At 71.3% G+C, this 19,458-nt stretch carries 5 protein-coding genes; 1 reads left to right on the top strand and 4 read right to left on the bottom strand.

The genetic code is table 11. The features are described 5' to 3' along the window. Nucleotides 1-101: 101 nt before the first annotated feature. The 4 genes from OG272_RS35935 to OG272_RS35920 all read right to left on the bottom strand — a co-directional run bounded on the left by OG272_RS35935 (nt 102) and on the right by OG272_RS35920 (nt 5,081). Nucleotides 102-1,484, bottom strand: a complete 1,383-nt coding sequence (locus OG272_RS35935; RefSeq protein ID WP_328224162.1) for a hypothetical protein — start codon at nt 1,482-1,484, stop codon at nt 102-104. After that, nucleotides 1,481-2,077, bottom strand: coding sequence for a sigma-70 family RNA polymerase sigma factor (locus OG272_RS35930; RefSeq protein WP_328224161.1), 597 nt, complete (start codon nt 2,075-2,077; stop codon nt 1,481-1,483). Before OG272_RS35930 ends, OG272_RS35935 begins: the two co-directional genes overlap by 4 nt. Nucleotides 2,078-2,401: 324 nt before the next feature. Further along, nucleotides 2,402-2,701: a hypothetical protein gene (locus tag OG272_RS35925; RefSeq protein WP_326576361.1), complete on the bottom strand. Its 300-nt coding sequence runs from the start codon at nt 2,699-2,701 to the stop codon at nt 2,402-2,404. 127 nt (nt 2,702-2,828) lie between these two features. Continuing rightward, nucleotides 2,829-5,081: a hypothetical protein gene (locus tag OG272_RS35920; RefSeq protein WP_405895500.1), complete on the bottom strand. Its 2,253-nt coding sequence runs from the start codon at nt 5,079-5,081 to the stop codon at nt 2,829-2,831. 273 nt (nt 5,082-5,354) lie between these two features. Here OG272_RS35920 and OG272_RS35915 point away from each other — a divergent pair, with 273 nt between their 5' ends. Next, nucleotides 5,355-19,445: an actin cross-linking domain-containing toxin gene (locus OG272_RS35915; protein WP_405895499.1), complete on the top strand. Its 14,091-nt coding sequence runs from the start codon at nt 5,355-5,357 to the stop codon at nt 19,443-19,445. Nucleotides 19,446-19,458: the final 13 nt, after the last annotated feature.

Below are 19,458 nucleotides of genomic sequence, written 5' to 3'. Positions count from 1 at the left end.
TCGGGGGTGGGCGGTTCGGGTGCGGTGTGGCGGGCCGGGCCGGGGGCCGGTCGCGAGGGTCGGGGGCCGGTCGCGAGGGTCGGGGGCCCCTGCGACAGGCGTCAGTCCTCCCGTGTGCCGGAGGAGGCCGCGGTGCTGTGGTCCCGGGCGGTGGCCGGTTCGGCCAGCAGGTCGGATCCGGTGGTGGTCCGGGCGGGGGCCGTGGTCCGGAGGGGGGACCTCGGTGGCTCCTCCTGGAGGACCTCCGCCACCTCGAGTGCCTGGGTTTCCACGAGGTGGAGGGATTCCTCTCGGAGGGATTCCTCGAGTTCGTGCGGTCGGCTTTCCCGGGTGCGGGGCCGCTGCCGGGTGGGTGCGCCCCGGCGCGGGGCCGACTCGCGTCGCAGCCGACGCCGGTCCGCCCGGACGGCGGCGGCGACGGCTCCGCCCAGCGGGGCCGAGTCCGCGTCCAGCCCCAGTTCGGGCGCGACCACCCGGCCGCGTCCGTCGACCCGCAGGGCCCAGCTGTGCCCCGCCACCCGGCCGTCGATCAGGCAGACGACGGCGCCCGAGGCGGCGAGGGCGCTCAGCCGCCGCGCCTGTTCCGGGCCGGGGGCCGCGCAGACGACCACGGGTGTGTCGGCGCGACCGGACTCGTCGAACTCTCCGGCGCCTTCGGTCTCTTCGTGCGCCTCGGCCGCCTCTTCCAGGGAGCGCAGCAGGGCGTCGAGCCGCTGCCCCGGGTACTGCGGATGAACTCCGTCCGTGACGGAGACCGAGGCCCCGCTGCCGGGCCGGTCCAGCTGCGCGGCCAGCGCCTGGAGCAGCCGGCCCCGGGCGGCTGCGTCGCCCTCGACGGTGATCAGGCCCGGTCCGGCGGCCAGATCGAGGTGGACGCAGGCGTCGTCCGCCATGCCGATGGCGACCGGCAGGGGACGGAGGTGCGCCCCGGCGCGGGGCCGGCCCTGCGGCAGCGTGTCCGCCTCCGTGAGGGGAAGCTCCCAGCGCTGCGGGCCCGGCTCGTCGGACGGCTCCCAGGGGGCGGGCGGTTCGGGCAGCGGGCGGGCGGCGATCTGCACGGCCGCGCGCCCGGGTTCCGTCCGCACGGCGTGCGGAACCGCTCCGGGCGCGTCGGCCAGCGCCGCCGCGGCCCCGTCCAGCAGCCGTCGTACGAGCAGGGCGCCTCGGGGGTCGGACAGTTGACGGGCCAGGGCCCGTACGCCGCGACGGTGGCGCCGGTAGGTGCGCAGCGGTTCACCGAACGCCCGCCGGGTCAGGGTCAGCTCACGGCCGACGCCGCGGCGGAAGCGCCGCCAGCCGCCCCGTCTGCGGATCAGGTGCCGCAGCAGCGGAATGAGCAGCAGCAGGACGACCACGGCCACGATGACGACCGTGAGCAGCGAGTCGTTGGGCTTCCCCAGCGCGATGACCGAGCCGTACGCCGGGCCGGGCGCGCTCGGGCCGGACGTGGCCGGGCCGAGGCTCGCCGCGGCGGCCGGGGTCATGCCGCCGCCAGCGTGTGCTGCGGGTGGCGGCGGCGCAGCTCCCGTATCGCGTGATGGGTGCGGGACTTCACCGTGCCCGGGGGTATGCCCAGGGCGTCGGCGGCGTCGGGGCCGGTGCAGCCGAGGACGTAGACGTAGAAGAGCACCTCGCGGTGGGGGTGCGAGAGCCGGGAGAGGGCGTGGACCAGGAAGCGGCGCTGGACGGCCTGGCTCATCGGGTCCACGGTCTCGGCGTGCTGCTCCAAGGTGTGTTCGTGCTGGATCTCGGCGTGCGGCCGCTCGCGCCGGGCCCAGTCGATCACCAGGTTGTGCGCCACCCTCATCAGCCAGGCCCGGGACGGCGACCAGCCCGGCGGCTGGTCTTCGGTGCTCAGCCATGCGCGTACCAGGGTCTCCTGGACGAAGTCCTCGGCCCGCTGCCGGTCGCCGCGCAGCAGACCGGACACGTAGCGGAGAAGCGGACCGTGGTGCTCTTCGTAGAGCCTGCGAATGGAGCCGTCGCCGGAGAGGGTCGCTTCGCCGGAGGGCGGTGCTTCGCCGGAGGGCGGTGCTTCACCGGAGGCCGGAGCACTCCCCGGAACGGGAGTGGGCATGGGCGTTCTCATAGATGTCCCCCAAGGCCGGCGTGGATCTTCTGCACCGGTCCGGTCGGGCGCCGCGAACGCGGCGTTGCTGGGCAGGGATGAGCACGGATACCCGGGGTGACCTCACGATTCACGGGTGGAACGTGAGGTTCCGCAAGAGGGAGTCTATGAGTCGTTCTGCAGCTTTCAAGGGTTCCTGAGAGGAACCTGAGGTTACCGATGAGTTGTCCGAAAACACGGACAAGGGCGCCGGTCCGGGGGATGGACCGGCGCCCCTGTCGAAGGGATACCGACGGAGGGGGATTCCGGTCGGTAACCCGCTCTGGGACCGGCTCAGGTGGGGATGCCGCCGGCGATCTGCGAGTCCAGGTTGTTGACGGCGTTGCAGACATCCCGGAACTGCTTGGAGAACTGCGTGATGTTGTTCACAGCCTCGGTCAGCGACTTGTTGAAGTTCGCGTAGGACGTCTGCATCTTCGGGCTGGTCGCCGTCAGCAACAGGCCTCCCTGGAGGAGGTTCTCGACGTCGGCCTGCAGCGAGGACAGCTGGGGGACCAGCGTGTCGCTGACCGCGGAGTCGAGCTTCTTCGCCGTTGCTTCGACTTCCTCGTCGTCGATGACGTTCTTGGGCATGGTGCACCTCGTTCTCTGTTGCCTGGGCGCGCACCGGTCGGTTCGGTACGCGACGGACCCGGCGGCGCCCAAGGACGCGCGCAGGGAGCTTCGGGGGGCGCGGGAGGAGTCACACGCCGGGTGGGGGTCAGCGCCAGTTCTCGCCGAGCGTCCCCAGGGGAGGTTCGTCGCCGTAGCGTTCGTGCTGGGTGACGGATTCACGCAGGTACCAGGTCCCGTCGCCGCGGCGCTGCCAGATCTCCTGGATCTCGTCGTTCGCGCCGGCCACGAAGCGGGTTCCGGTGTTCTCGTTGGTGACGACCTTCGTGACGGCACCGTCGGAGCCCGTGTAGTTCGTGCGGGTGACGCCCTCCTGCACCTGGGTCGCCGTCCCCTCGGAGGCGGGTGCGGACGGGCGGCCGTCGCCGTCGACGAGCGGGTTCTCCACCGTGAGATACGCGGGAGGCCTGTCCAGCCTCTGCTGGGCATCCTCCTGACCCGCGTCGGAGTTGAGGTAGGTCTCCTTGTCCAGGGTCAGCTCCCAGTCGCCGCCGGGCCGCTTGGTCCAGATCTGGAGGGTGTCCCGGCCGGTCTCGTCGGTGACGTAGCGCCTCATGGTCCCGTCGGCTTCTCCCTCGGGGGAGGAATCCGTGTAGATCTTGGTGACGGAACCGTCGGAACTGCGGATCGTCGACACGGAGTCACCGTCCTGGGCCAGCGCGTGGTACGTCTCGGAGTAGGACAGCCCCGTGTTCTTGTTGGTGACGGTGGTCGTCGTCTCGACGGGGTCGCCGTTCTTGTCGACCTTGATCTCGCCGTTCTCGTCGAGCTGGTACGACACCGTGGTGGTGCTGTTGGCGTCCTCGACGGTGTAGCCCTTGGGCACGAAGGCCTCGGGGGGCAGATCGTCCAGCTGACCGCGCATTCCCCTGAGCCGGCCGACGTCGGGGTCGCGATCCGGATCCCATTCGCGCAGCTTGTCGTACTCCTCGCCGAAGCCGTCCTGGAGGTCCTGCTGCCGTTGCTGGAGGGCCTTCTCCTCCTCGGTCAGCGCGGTCTGCGTGTCCTCGTCGTCCGACTGGTCGTCCCACAGATCCTTCTGGCGGTCCTGGAGGTCCTTCGACTCCTGGTCCAGGGGGTCCAGCCGCGTCTGGAGGTCGGCGCGTTCGGCGTCCAGACTGTCGCGCTTCCCCTTCACGGCGTCCTCGACCTCTTGCTGGGTGGACTTCTCCAGGGCCCAGAGGTCCTTCTGCCTGGCCTGGAGTCCGTCCTGCCGCTCGGTGAGGGGCTCCTGGGCGCGGCTCAGCGCGTCCCGCTCGCCATCGAGTTCCCTCTGCCGCTCACGGAACGGGTCGAACGCCTTCTCCTGGTCGCGCTGTTCCTGCTCCAGGGCGTCCCATCGCTCGGCGAGCCCCTTGCCCTCGGACTCCCACAGGGCGTCCCGCTCCTTGCCCAGGGCGTCCTGCTTGCGCTGCCAGGCGTCGAGGTCCGCCTGGGTGGCGTTCCCCTTGCCTAGCAGGGTCTCGCGTTCCCGATAGAGGGCTTCCTGCCGTTCCCGGAGGCCGTCCTGTTTGGCGTCGTAGGCCTTCTGCTCCTGTTCGAGGGCGGTGACCTTCTTCTCCATGGCCGCGTCCTGCTCCGCGCGCAGGGCCTTGTCGTCCGCCCAGAGTTGCTGCTGCCGAAGCTGGAGTTCCTCCTGCCGCTTCAGCAGGGGCTCCTGTTCCTCACGGAGTGCCTCGTACTCCTTCTGCAGCTCGTCCCGCTTGACCTGGAGCTTCTCCTCGCGCTGCTTGAGGAGCTCCTTCTCCTCCTGCCAGAGCCGCTGCTGCCTGGCCTGGAGTTCGTCCTGCTGCTTCAGCAGGGGCTCCCGCTTCCTGGCGAGCTCCTCCTGCTCCCTGTTGAGCTCTTCCTGTCTCTTCTGCTGGGCCACGGTCTGTTCGTCGAACTTCCGCCGCTTCTCGACCAGGGCGTCCTGTTCCTTCTTCAGGCGCGCCTGCTGGGTCCGGTAGCCGGCCTCCAGCCTTCTGGCCTGGTCCGCGCGGAGCTTGCCGTTCAGCTTCTGCTTACGCATCTCGTTGTGCCGCACGGCCTCGCCGCGGACCTGGGCGGTGACCTGCTGCGCGGCGCCGGCGGCCTGGGAGGCGTCCTGGTCGTAGAAGGCCTTGCCCGCCTTGTCGAGGAGGTTCCCGAGGTCGGTCATGACCTGCCAGCCCTCGCGGAACGACTTCTTCCAGGCGCCGTAGAAGTCCTCCAGCGCCTCGGTGGTCTCCCGGCGGGGGCCGATGTCCCCCGCGGTGAACGTCTTGTCCGTCTGCGAGGTGACGTCCAGTTCGTCGCGGAGGTGCCACAGGTGGCGTGCGAGGACGGTCATCAGGTCGTAGTCGTAGGAGACGCGCACCATGTCCGCCGTCCTTTCTTCGGAAGCAGCCGTGTCGTCGCGAGCCGACCGTCATGTCCGGCGTCGAGTCGCCCTGTAGACGAGGACACGGGTCCGGATGGTTCAAAGAAATTTCGTCCGCAGCGTTCTGACCGGCCATGACTGTGGCGTGCGCCACTTTCTTGAACTCTCGGCCCACCCAGGAACGTCTGCCTTCCGTACCGCGGCACGCCCTCGCGCGCGCCGGGTGGCCGGGGCGAGCCGTCGGCCTCGGCCCGACCCAGAGTCCTGGACACCGTGGAGGAATCATTGGCCACCTCCGACGAGTGGAGCAGAGTCGGATTCACCGGCAATCCGGTCACGGGAAATCCTGGCGTCGTCGAGAACATCACCAAGGAACTGCGGGACCTCGGCGACCTGGCCGGGCGTGTCGACGGCGGCCTCGACACGCTGCTGACCAAGGCCGAGGACGGGGGCTTCGAGGGGCGGACCGCGGACGCCCTGCGCACCTACGTCAAGGACGAGCTCAAGACGTTCATGGCGAACATCAACCGCTCCTTCGAGATGGCGGCCGACGCCACGGCCCGCTATGCGCGCGCCCTCGCCGAATCCCAGGACCGTGCCCAGAACGCCGCGGACACCGTCGCCGCGCTGGAACGGGTCGGCGGTCAGCCGCTGCCCGAGAACGATCCGGAGATGAACCGCGCCCGCAACGAGGTGGACGCCGAGGTCGACGCCATCCAGGCCGAGGCGAAGATCCTTGAGGAGACCCTGCGCGAGGCGGCCCGGCTGGTGTCGCGGCCCGTGAAGAAGCCGAAGAAAAGCTTCTGGAAGCGGTTCGTGTCGACGTTCTTCAAGGTCCTGGAGATCGTCGCGCTGGTGGTCACCATCGTCGCGGCCATCATCGGCGGCCCGCTGGGCCTGGTCGCCTTCGGGCTGGGCGCGGTGCTCTTCGCCAAAGCCCTCGTCGACTACGCCACGGGCAACGGCAACGCGCTCAGCCTGGGCCTCGCCTTCCTGGGCATCCTGTTCCCTTCGACCAAGGGCCTCACCACCCTCGGCGGACTGGCCCGCTTGGGCTCGTCGGGCGGGAAGGCCCTCGGCGGCGCCCTCTCCGCGAGCGGGCGGATGCTGTTCCGGGGCGGCAGGATGCTGTTCTCCTCACCCGGCAGACTTCTGTCGCTGGCCGGACAGGGGCTCGTCCGGTTCGGCAGCGGGCTCGGCAGCCGGGCCGCGGGCGGGTTCATGGCGCTGCCCCGGTTCCTGTCCAAGACGCCCGCGATGCTGGGGTCGGCCCTGCGGTTCATGGGCGGATTCGCCCGGAACACCTTCCGGCAGGGCAGGTCCGCGCTGACCCGCGACTTCGTCCAGTCGACCGCGTTCGTCGGCGGCAACATGGCCGGACGGCTCGGCGTCTTCACGGTCATGAGCCTGGGCCGGCTCACGATGACGGCGCTGCTGCCCATGAGGTACTCCGAGATCGCCCGGTTCGGCTACCGGGGCGCCTTCCGCATGGGGTTCATCGATCGCGGCATGCATTTCACCGGGCGCACCGTCGGTACGCTCGGCAGGACGGGCTCCCTGGCCCTGGACCTCACGAACCTGACGGGCCGCAACTTCGACGAGGGCGGGCTTCTGCGCCCGTTCAACGGCACGAACACCGACCGGCTCGCCGTGCCCGGGACCCCCGAGTTCAACGCCACCCTCGACGAACTGGCCGATATCTCGGTGACGCCGGTGACGACTCCCCGTGTCCCCGGATTCAGTTCCCTGACCGGCTCGGGCACCCCCCGTATGCCGGGTCGCCTCGACGACATGGGCGGTCGGCTCACCACCCTGGACACCCTCGACACGGTGGGGCTGCCGGTCGGCACGGTCCCCGGCGGACAGCGGTTCGGCATGCCGAACCCCGTGACCGGCCGGGTGGGCGACGACCTGATGCCCCCTCGGCCGCGTACCGCGCTCACCATGTTCGACCAGGTGGACGAGTTCGGCGATCCCTTCATCCCCGGCACCCCCACCGCCCTGCTGCCGCCGCGCGACACGCTCGACCAGCTGCGGAACCTCGACGAACTGACGGGCCTGGAGCGCACCGGGGCCGGACTGCTCAAGCCCCTCGACGAGCTGTCGGACCTGGCAGAACTGAGCCTCGACGGCAGGCTCGGCGGTCTGACCGAGTTCCAGGTCCGCAAGATCCTGGACGGCGAGATCGACCTGGTGAACGTCGCTCCGGACGGGGTCGTCCTGCGAGTCGGCAAGACGGATCCGGTGGACGTCCGGGTGCGGTTCGAGGACGGGGTGCAGGTCGACGTCCTCGGTCCGGCCGACACCCGCGTCCCTGCCTGGAACACGACGACCGGCGGCGACCGTCTCGACGAGCTCGGGATCAGGCTCGACGACCTCACCCGGCTGATTCCCGACACCGGAGACGACGCGCGCACCGCACGCGACCTGCTCGGCCTTGCACCGGTCAGGACGGACCTCACCGCTGCCCCGCTCGCCAAGGGCCCCGGCTTCACGCCCCTCACCCTGCGGGACATCGTCACCGGCGGAGCCACCGGCAAGCTCGCCACAGAACGCTTTCAGGCCTGGGCGCGCACCCAGGCCACCCAGTTCCAGCTGGACACCGCCGGGCGCAGGCTCTCCGAGATCGACGGACTGACCGACGTACCGCCGCTGGGCCGCGCCCGGGCCGAGTTGGATCTGAGCGCCGCGAAGATCGACTTCAACCGGGCCCGGACCGCGTTCGACCGGCTGGGGATGAACCTGGACACGGTCCGCAGGGACGTCACGGTGATGATGGCCCGCATGGACGGCCCGGGGGCCACCCTGCCCACCGGTGAACTGCGGCTGCTGGACGATCTGGGGCGGCCCACGGGCCAGTGGATCACCATGGAGCCCGGGCCGACCGTCAACTGGGTCCTCAAGGGGGACTCCGGGGTCGTCCCCGACGTCAGGGTGACCATGACCGACGGTGTCTTCACCCTCACTCCGCCCGACGGCCTCGTCACCAGGATCGGCCTGGACGGCACCCCCCTCCTCGACGACATCCCGGTGCGGCTGGAGTCGCCCGCGGGTCCGTCCGCCGCCCCGCGGGGCGTGGATCCGGTGCGGCTGCCCGTCGCGCCGGAGGTGACGGCGCCGTCCGTGCCGCAGGTCCACTGGCTGGTGCGGCAGGACATGGACTTCGCCGCGACGGTGGGCAAGTCCGGGTCGAAGACACGGCTGACCGAGGACGGTCTCGTACCGGTCAGGATCGACGGCACCATCACACCGCTCCAGGCGGTGTCCACCACCAATGCCAAAGTCTTCAAGGAGGGCAGCCAGTTCACCGCGTTCTCCGTGCCCGGCGGCACCGGGAAGCCTTTCGGGAACAGCGAGATCGGGCTCGATCTCGTATCCCTCAGCAACGACATCACGGCCGGTGCGGAGAACGTCAGAGGTGTACGGATACTCTCCAACGCCCAACTGCAGCAGGAGATCCTCAAGGAGATCCGGTTCGCCGTCGGGGACTCGACGCTGGAGATCCCGTCGAAGTTCACCCACGTGACGAAGAACGACGAGATCAAGAAATTCCTCGCCGAATACAACGTGCCGAAGAAGTTGGGTGCCTCGGTCACGACGGACATCAAGACGCTGCTGCAGGTGCGCCGCGACAACACCTGGCTCGTGCAGGGGACCATTCCGAAGGACTATCTGACGGGCCCCTATCCGACCGTCGACTCCCTGAAGTTCGTACCGGCCGCGCCGGCCGCCACCACGCCGACGATCACGGCGCCCACGGACCTGCTGGAGTCCGCGGGCCGGGCCTCCGGTTCCGGGCTCCAGCCCATGGAGACCCCGCAGTCGGTCATCAGGACGGACGACTTCTTCATGTCGAACGTCGACCTGGAGCAGCTGCGCGGTGTCAAGCTCGTCCGGCAGGACGACTTCCACACGTTGGAGGTCGACGACAAGAGCCTGCGCAAGTCGCACTTCAACCCCGACATCGGAATGATCCCGGCCAACCCGGACGGCAGAACCACCGCCTTCCAGCATGTGGTGGGTGCCGAGATCGCGGAGCGGAAGAGCAACAGTCCCTTCACCTCGTTCGCCGTTTCCGGTGGTGAGAAGGTGTACGGCGACACGGAGTTCGCCCTCGATGTCTACAAGCTGGGTCTGGACATCAAGGCCGGGAATCTGGAGAACGTGGGAATTCTCCCGGCCCGGGATCTTCAGCGGTTGATCGGCGACCAGATCGCGGCGACCATCGGGAAGCGTCTCGACTTCTCGGGGCTCACCGGGGCCAGTTCCCGGCCGGACGTCATCGATTTCCTCAAGAAGAACGACGTCAATGTCGCGGGCCGGGGTGGAAAGGACGCGATCGGCAAGATCGCCCGGGATGTCCGCGCTCTGCTGAACACGACCCGTGACCAGGAATGGCTGATCAAGGGCACCATCCCCAGGAGTTACCTGGAGGGCCCCTACCCCAGGGCGACAGGGCCCGAGAGCGTGGGTGGCCCGGCGCCCGTCGGTGACGCGCTCCATGGTCTCGACGAAGCCGCCGGCGACCTTCGGCTGTCGGACACGTTCAAGTCGGACTTCGAGGTGAAGGCCGTCTCCGTCGAGTGGCGTACTCCGGCCGGCGTGAATTCCGGCCGGCTGCTGGAGTCGCGCGTCGGTGAACTGCCGCTGCTGGACGGTCTGGGGCGGCCCACCGGTCAGTGGATCACCATGGAGCCCGGGCCGACCATCACGTGGGTCCTCAAGACGGACTCCGGAACCGTCGTCCCCGACGTCCAGGTGCGGATGGCCGACGGTGTGTTCACCGTCACCGCCTCCGACGGCGTCGTCACCAGGTTCGGCGCAGACGGCCTGCCGGCGGGCCTCGGTGATCCGGGACGGGTCCCCCTCCCGGCGTTGCCGCGAACGAGCCTCGACGAGGTGGTCCCGTCCTCGCCCGGCGACCTGGATCGGCTGGCCTTCGCCGCCGACCGGTCCGTCGACATCCAGGCCATCGCGCCCGCACCCGTCTGGCGCGAGAGCGACGAGACGCTGTGGCGCATCGGCGGCAAGCGCGGCCTGGACCAGATCTTCTCCGAGGGGTTCACCGTCCGCGACCCCCTGGAAACCAACCTGGACGTCATGGTCAGGACCGGCCAGCCGTCGGCGTTCGTGAGCACCACCACCGACCCGAACCTCATCTGGGACGGCGTCTTCAAGTTCGAGATCGAGGCCTCCGGCGGGATCGACGTCGGCAGGACCTTCGAACGCTCCATGGGCCCGGAGGGCTGGCGGACCTCGGGCTGGGCGTCGGAGAACGAGATCGCCTTCCCCGGTGGTATCGCCTCGGACTTCATCCGTGGCGCGTACCGGATGGACGCCCAGCACAACCTTGTCGAGTGGATCCCGAATCCCCACTTCAGGGGCGGGAACCCCCTGCCGGAGCTGGCGGCGGACATCAGGACGTCCGGGGCGGGCACGCCGGGCATCAGCGCGCTGGACTTCCGGGGGCCGTCCGTCGACGACCAGCTGAAGCTCCTGGACCAGCTGGATCTGGGCGGGGCCGGGAGTTGGGACGAGATCGGGTCCCTGGAGGGGACCGGGTCCCTGGACGAGGTCAACTCCGTGGACGGGTTCGGCTCCCTGGACGACGCGGGCGACGAGCTGGACTTCGGCTATCGGTCGGACGACTTCCGGCTGGACCGCTTCGACGCGCCCGCGCCCCGCAGCGAGACGGTGCTGCTGGATCCCCAGCAGGTCGCGGGTGTACCGGGCGTACAGAGGGAATGGCTGCGCACGCCGCTGGACGACGGCGGGTTCACGCTCGCCGACCCGATCGGGGACACGCGCCTGGTGTTCACGGCGGACGACGTGCTGCGGTTCCGTGACGTACGGCTCCCGGGCGCGGACGGCTTCCTCAGGTTCGAGGCCGCCCCGGGACCGGGCAGCCTTCCCCGGCCGGTCGGCACGGACGGACTGCCGGTGCCCGGCGGTGCGGCGATCGAACGCGGCGCGGTGATCGAACCGGTCCGGGGCGCGCTGAACGTCGTGACCGGCGTCCGGGTGCAGGCGCTGGACGGGGCCTGGATCGGCCGGTTCGACCTCGACGGCACGCGACTGTCCGAGCAGCTGACGCTGTCCGGCCCCGTCGGCGGTCCGCTGACCGGGGCCCGGCTGACCACGACGTTCACCCAGCTGCCGGGGGGCGCGACGGCGCCGGCGTACCGGCTGACGGTGCCGGGGCTGGGGGACGGCGCCTTCTCCGTCGTACGCCTGGACGGGGATCTTGCCCAGCGGCTGCCGGGCGGGGTCGCGGTGACCGACACGACCGGCGCGCGGTTCGTCTTCGACCGGGGCGGCCGGTTCGTGGACCTCTCGGCGGACGGGGCGACACCGACGCGGCTGGACGCGTCCGGGGCGGCGGTGCCGGAGACGACCGTGGGCCCGGTGACAGCCCTCGACGATCTCGGCGGACCTCTGTCGGAACAGCTCACCGCCGCCCCCGGGGGCAGCGTTCTCGACGACGTCGCCACCGGTCCCACCGGATCGGCTCCGGCCGGCGAGCACATGTCCGTGGAGAGCCTGGCGATCCCGGCCCCGCCCCGCGTCGCTCCCCCGCCGGCTCCCGCCCCGCCCCGCGTCGTCCCGCCGCCGGTGCCCGCCGCCGCTCCGCCCGTGCACATGTCCGGGGCGCCCATGGCCGCGAGGCCCGCGCGGGCCGTGGCACCCGGGTTCGAATCCTCCTTCCCGGCCCCCTCCATCGGCACCGAGAGCGAACTCAGCGGGTTCGTCGTCGCCCTCCCGGAGAGCGCGGACCGAACCTTCGCCTTCGTGTCGAAGGTCGACACCGACGAACCGTTGCTCATGGTCACGAAGGACATGGGCTCCGGCGGATACACCAACCCCACGCACCTCCCGATGGCGCAGCGCGGAAACTGGCAGACGCACACCGTGGAGCTGATCACCTACCCCTCGCGTCTGGGCGACCAGGTGGCGGTCGGCGCCCGCAACGACGCCACCCAATGGCTGCTCGACGTCTTCAAGGACCGTCTCGGCGTCCACAACCACCAGCCGCTCGAGTCGATGATCAGCCCCGACGGCCTCTACAGGCTTCAGGTGACGAGCGACCGGCACGTCATCGCGGCCGGGACCGGCCTGGAACTCGAGGGACTGCCCTCCGTCTCCATGCCGACCACGGGGCAGCAGGCGACGCTCGGTGTCCGGGCCGTGGACTTCGGCACCCGTGCCACGGACGAGCTGAGACTGCTGGCGGACCGCGCCCACTGGTACAAGCCCGCTTTCCGGAACGACGACGCTCTGCGTACGGCGCTCTCCCGGGAGACGCTCGACGCGCCCCAGCAGGTGGAGAACGCGTACACCTATGTGAAGTCCGTCATCGACTTCACCTCCCACCTGGTGAACAGGCACGGCATCCCCATGGAGGGCTGGGCCGGCGCGCCGCCGTACCGCGGGCTGACCCATCCGGCGGTGAAGAACGAATGGGGTGTGCTGCCCCGGACCAGGCCGAGCCTCGTCCTCGACTCCTTGTCGTCCGGTGACCGCGCCGTGACGCTGAGGCTGCTCCGCGAGACCCCCGCTCTCGGCGACGAGTCCATCTGGACGGCCGCCAGACAGTACATCCTGAACGGCAACGAGGTGGCCGGACGCGGTATCAACAACGCCACCGTGGGCGGAGAACGAGCCCTGTTGTTCGAGTTCCGGACCCTCCCGGACGAGCTGAAGGGCTCCGTACCGCGCGAGAAGGTCCTGGTCTCCCTGGTGAGCGACCCCTTGGCGGAGCTGGGCGGGAACCGGGCGACCGCGGTCCAGAAGATCAACGACTTCGTCTCCGGGCCGGAGAACAGGGACGCCTTCGCGGACTGGTACCGCGCGGAGTTCCCCAGGGATCCGGACGCCGGGCGGATCCACCGGAACAAGAGCACCGACTCGATCCTCAGGATGGCGGCGGCCCGTCACAAGGCCGAGTGGATCGCCGTGCGGCACCCTCGGACGTGGCAGGACATCACCGTGCGGCCGGCGGCCATCCAGCCGCCCGCTTCAGCCGTCCCCTCCGCGCCGCCGGTTGCCCCGCCGGTTGCCCCGCGAGTTACCCCGCCGGTTGCCCCGCATGCCGCAGCGGGGCCGCTGCCGGACGAACTGGGGCGGCCGGTGACAGGCGCGGGCGGCCCGGACGTGCCCGTCGTCGATCTGCCACGGATCACGCGGGAACCGGGCCCGGACCTGACCGAGCCCCTCGCCGACCCGCCACGGATCACGCAGGGACCGGGCCCGGACCTGACCGAGCCCCTCGCCGACCCGCCACGGATCACGCAGGGACCGGGCCCGGACCTGTTCGAGCCCCTCGCCGACCTCCCGCTCATCACCCGGGGGCCGGTCGCGGACCTGAGTGGCCCCGCCGTCCCGAGGCAGCCCCTCGACTCCCCCGTCCCGCCGGTCTCCTCGGTGCGGGAGGTGCCGCTGTCCGGGCTGGACGACGTGACGGGGCTGCGGCTGCGCATCACGGAGATCCCGGCGACCGACGCCGTCCCGGCCTCGCTCCGGATCGAGGTGGTGGACTTCACCGCCCGGGGCGGGCCGGTGCTCCTGCCGGATGTCCCGGTCGCCGTGCGCGAGGGCGGCGGATTCACCGCGACCGGTCCGCGGGGCGGCGTGCGCTGGCAGTTCGATGCCCTGGGGCAGCTGGAGCACCGCGAACTGCCGCTGTCCGGCACCGACTTCGCGCTGCGGTTCACCGACGACGCGCTCGACCCGATGCCGGTGGTCGGCCGGGGCGGAGTGCCCGTGTCGGGTGCCTCCGTCACGGCGGTCCGGAACGCGACCGGCGCGCTGAGCGAGCTGACCGTGCGGGTGCCGATGCCGGGCACGGACGGTCTCCCGGCGGTGTGGCGGTTCGAACCCGGTGGTCTGCTGCGTCAGCAGGAGCAGCCGATCACCCTGCCCGGCCTCGACGGATCGTCCGGCCTGGGGATCAAGGTGACGGTCACGCCGGGCGCGGGCGGGACCACGACCAGGGTGGTCGAGCTGACCGGCCCGCAGCATCTCACCGGTGCCCTCCGGCTCACCTCGGTGGACAGCACGCTCTCCGGACGGCTGCCGAACGGCTTCACGGTGACCGACACGCTCACCCACAGCCGCTTCCACCTCGACGCGGACCGCCGCCTCGTCCTGCGCGACCTGCCCGACCGGGACGGCTCCGGCTTCCTGCGCTTCACCGAGGACTCCGCCCCCGGCACCGCACCGGTCCGGCTCGCCGACCTGGGCGGCCTCCCCCCAGGGATCGCCCTGGACGACGTGGCGCGGATCGCCGGCCGTACGCTCGACGAGGCGGGCTCCGTGCCGAGACCTCCGGACGAACTCGGACGCCTCACCGGCCCGGAGGCGCCGCGCATCAGTTCACTCCCGGAGTTCCACGACCTCGGCCCGCAGGAACGGGCCCTCGTCGACGACCTCTGGGCCAGGCTGGTCCAAGACGTACGCCCCGTCTCCCCCGACGAACTCAACCGCGTCGTAGCCCCGGACACACCACGCACCGACTCGCTCTCGGCACCCGGCGCCCTGCCGGACCCCGCCCTGCCGGACCCCGCCCTGCCGGACCCCGACCTGGCGGCTCTCCGGGCACGCCTCGACAACCTCCGCCGCATGGACGGAGAACCCCGGCCCGCACCGGCCGCACCGGCGCCCCGTGCGGGCGGGCTGGCCGACCTCACCAGGCTCGGCCCGGACGGACGGCCCCTGTCCCCCGACGAACTGACCGTGCCCCTGTCCGGCGTGGACGACCTCGCGGACTTCGACCTGCGCGCGACCCGCCTCCCGGTGACCGACGCGACACCGCCGGGCTCGTACCGGCTGGAACTCGTCGACCGCACCCCCGGCGGGGCCGGGCCGGTGCGCGCATCGGACTTCACGGTCGAACTGCTCGACGACAGCGGCAGGTTCGCCGTCATCGACCCGGCCGGCACGACCCGGTTCACGCTCGATCCGCAAGGCGGCTTCCTCGGGCGGGAGACCGCTCTCGCGTTCGACGGCCTGCCGGAGGGGCTGCGGCTCAACGTGACGGTCAGCCCCGGTGCGCGAGGGGCGAGGCGGGTCACCGTCGATCTGCTCGTCCCCGCCGGTGCCACCCACTCCGTCCGGTTGACCCCGGCGACCGGCACCCTCGCCGAACGCCTGCCCGGCGGCTTCACCCTCGCCGACACCGTCACCGGGTCCCGCTTCCACTTCGACCACACCGGCCGCCCCGCCTTCCGCGACGTACCGGACCGGGACGGCTCGGGGTTCCTGCGCTTCACCGAGGGCGCGGCACCCGGCACCCCGCCGATCCGGCTCGACGACCTCGGCGACCTCGGCGACGGCATCGACGACGTCGCCGGGGCGAGCGCACGCGTTCCGCTCACCTCCGAGAACGGCGTCCTGGACGGCGTCGACATGGCGCGGATCTTCGACGTCACGCTCGACGAGGCGTCGGGCTTCCGCAGGCCGCCCGAGGGCGCTTCGGCGAACATGTCCGACATCGCGAGGGCCCTGGACTTCCTGGAGGCCGCGCCCGACCCCCACGGCCTCCACTCGCTGGACCTCCCCGGTGTCCAGCGCCTCGCCGACGAGGCGACCGCGTCGCTGGACCGGCTGGGCCTGCGCCCGGAGCTGCTGAACGACGAGCTGCGGCAGATGACCGGCCAGGCCCGGCAGACGCTGCGGCAGCACGCCGTCACCACGCTCGGCGACTACCTCGACCTGCCTCTGGCGACCCGCCTCGACGACCTCCGGTCCGTGTCCCAGGGCGCCGGTGGCCGTGTGATCGGCGACTTCACGGTCACGCCGACGCCGCACGGCGGGCCCGGCGGCAGCCGCTACACCGTGCGCCACGACCCGTCGGACGTGACCCTGGGCTTCGGCCCGAACCGCGAACTCCTCTACCAGGAGGTGTTCCTCAGGGGTGGCCCGGACGACCTGGACGGGCTGAAGGCCGGCATCACCGGCCGCTCGGCGGACGGCGGGCCGTGGATCGCGCGTTCGCTCGACTTCGTGGGCGCACGCCCGGCCGACGGCCTCTTCACGACGGCGCCGAACCCGCGCGGCGGTTTCACCGTCACCGACGCCGCCTCCACCACGAGCTGGCACTACGGCCCCGAAGGCGTGCACTCCCTGCGGGACGTACAGCTGCCCGGCGGTCGCGGCATCCTCCGTTTCGACGCCGACGCCCCCGGCGGCGTACCGCGGGTGCTGGACTCGGCGGACCGGCCGTTCCCCGGGGTGCGCCCCGAGCTCCTGGACGACGGCGGGATCGCCCTGATCCCCACCGGCAAGGCGGCCCGACCGATGGAGCGGACCGTCTTCAGCCCCACCGGCACGCTGCGGGAGGAGACGATCGCCGTACGGATCAAGGGCGGCAGGGCCAACGGCGAACACTGGAGGATCGACCACGCCACCGGCACCGCCGTACGGGTCGATTCATCCGGCACCGCGCTCACCGGCCGCTTCTCCACGGCCAAGGTGGAGATGTCGGGCACCGGCCGGTTCAAGCTGACCGGCGAGGGCGGCGTGACCCTCTTCGAACGCGAGGTGCTCGGCAACGGCAACGTCCTCCACATCGACGTGGACCGTGTCGGCCGGGCCCGCTGGACCGAGTTCGACCCGGCGGGGACCAAGGTGCGGGCCGGCGAGCGGATCTGGGACGGCGACCGCAGAACCGTCCACGACACGCTCTCCTACCGCTGGGCCCCGATGGACGTCCTCGACGTCCGGACGTACACCAAGGCCGTCGACGGCGGTCTGATCCGGGCGGAGAAGGGCGCGGCGGGCGACTGGACGTGGACGCGCTTCGACTCCGGCGGCACCGAGGTGCTGTCGGGCACCCGCGAGTGGTCGTGGAACCACATCGGCTTCAAGGACACCTACATCGACCCGGTCACCGGGCAGCGGACCGTCGCCCAGCAGCGCGGCAACATATGGCCGCTGAACGGCTACCACGGCTCCCGCCAGTACCTGGAGCACCCGGTACTGCCCGGTCAGAGCCCGGCGGGCCTGCGGGTGAACCCCGAGCTGCACACCGGCGTCGGCCCGGCCAACAAGCCGATCGACGTCATCGAGCACCTCGCGGACGGTGGCACCCTGCACGTCGTCCGCGTCTCCGACCAGCGCATGCCGGCGGCCCTCTGGCAGACGCGTGCGGGCGTCGGCCGGTTCGACGGGTTCTTCGGGAACTCCGTCACCGGGGACTCCATGTTCGCGGTGTCCAAGTGGACCGAGACCGCCGCCGACGGCACCCGGCTGAAAGGTGTCCGGCTCGTCTCGCACGGCGGTCACAGCTGGCGGGACGTCGACCAGTTCGGCCGGATCGTCCGGGAGACCCGCAAGCTGGAGAACGGCGACGTCGTCGAGGTCGGCCGCGGTCTCGACGATCCCACGCGGTGGGCTCCGGCCCCGAAGTGGAACGGTTCCGCCGCCCCGTACGAGCTGCCCTGGCTGGACACGACGAGCGGGGTCTCCGGCACCCGCCATGTCGCCGGCGACGGAAGCTTCGAGGACGTGTTCACCAATGCCGCGGGCGACGAGCTGCTGGCGATGCGCTCGCAGGGCACCGGCGTACGTGAGTACCTCGGCGAGAACCCGGCGCGCGGCATCGGGCGCGACGACGTCTCCGGGGTGTGGGTGGACAAGAACACCCAGCTGCAGATCACGGGGCGGCGTGACCTGTGGGGAGATCTCCGCGTCGAGGCGCACGGCAACCCCCGCCACCGGACCTGGGAGTGGAAGGCCACCGGCCCGGACGGGACGGTCACCGAGGGCGTCCGCCTGCAGAACCGCGGCTCGTTGTACTCCCGTACCTGGGACGACTCGTTCGTCGACTTCGAGCGGCTGGAGAACGGCCGGCCGGGGCGGGCGCTCAGGGAACGCGACGCCACCGACGACGGCACCGTCTGGATCGACGCCACCCGGCAGCCCGACCACACCTGGACCTGGCGGAAGACCAACGCCGACGGCACGGTCCACTCCCAGGGCGTCCGCGAGTACCAGGACGTCGCGAAGGGCCGCTGGACCGACCGTATCGGCGACGACGTGGTGAGGCGCCGCACCGGCGGCCGGGTCCGCGAGTACGCGTACACGGTGGAGGAGACGGCCCCCGCGGCCCGCACCCCGTCGGCCCTCACCCCGCCGGAAACCGGCCCCACCACCTTGGCGGATCTGCTCTCCCGGTCCGCGCGCCACTTCGAGCCGACCACGACGGTCACCGTCGACCGGGAGGTCTGGCGGGAGTTCGACATGGGCAAGGTGCTCCACCGCCGTGACGCGGTGGAGGGCGTCCCGGGCCGGTACCGGGAGTCGGAGTCGCTGTGGGGGCAGTGGCGGGAGTACCAGGGCGACCGGCTGGTCGCCCAGCGCACCATCACCGGACGGGTCTGGGCCACCGACGCCTTCGGCCGCTGGTCGGCGTTCGACGTCGCCAAGCTGCCGGAGATCAGCAGCCTGCCGACGGTCGGCGGGCAGGTGGGCCTGGACGGTCACCGCGCCTGGCGGCTCATCGGCCGCGAGGTCGACTTCCGCGGTTACACCACCGAGTTCCGCGGCCTGAACCGCGAGTTCCGCGACCCGTTCCACGAGATCTGGACCGGCGTCCGGGACGGCTCCTCGGCCGCCATGCCGCTCTGGCGCCATGAGCTGCGCAAGGCGGCCACCGAGTTCGCCACGGGCTTCCTGATCGAGTTCGGCACCAGCTTCGCGGTGTCGGCCATCGTCTCCGACTTCGCCAACACCCGCTTCGACCCGTTGGTGGCCTTCGAGCGGGCTCTGCTCAACGGCGCCGTCGGCGGCGTCATCCGGTCCGGCTTCAACGTGGCCCAGGACATGACCGCGCTCGGCAAGATCAAGCAAGGCCTGGCCAATCTCGACCAGGGCCAGGACTGGAACCGCCACTCGCTCGCCTCCAGCGACGACTGGGCCGGCGAGTGGGCGTCGTACGAGAACCCCGTCCGCTGGCGGTCCGGCACCTACGCCTTCTTCGACGGCCTGACGGTCAGCGCGCTCACCGGGTTCGTCAACAACGCCGCCAACGCGGCCATCTGGGGAGTGGGCGGCCAGAAGCACACCGGCGTCGAAGCCCTCGAAGCGGGCGCCTGGGGCGCGGCGGGCTCGCTCTTCACCGGCGTCACCAGCGGAATGGCCAGGTACACCTTCCACACCACCGCCGGTTCACGGATCTTCCATCGCGGCGGCCCCGGCGAGCTGATCTGGCAGAGCGCCGAGTCGCTGACCACGGGCATCCTCAACTACTGGATCAACACCAGGGGCGCCCACATCGACTCGACCCATCCGTTCCCGCCGTCGACCACCACACCCACGACGCCGCCCACGACCACCCCCACGACGCCGTCGCAGGGGACGCGATGACCGGCCGTCCCGC

This window comes from Streptomyces sp. NBC_00104 (assembly GCF_045160825.1).
GTDB lineage: Bacteria > Actinomycetota > Actinomycetes > Streptomycetales > Streptomycetaceae > Streptomyces.
Note: the sequence above shows the minus strand (reverse complement) of the source record. Positions and strands in the feature narration are given on the sequence as shown.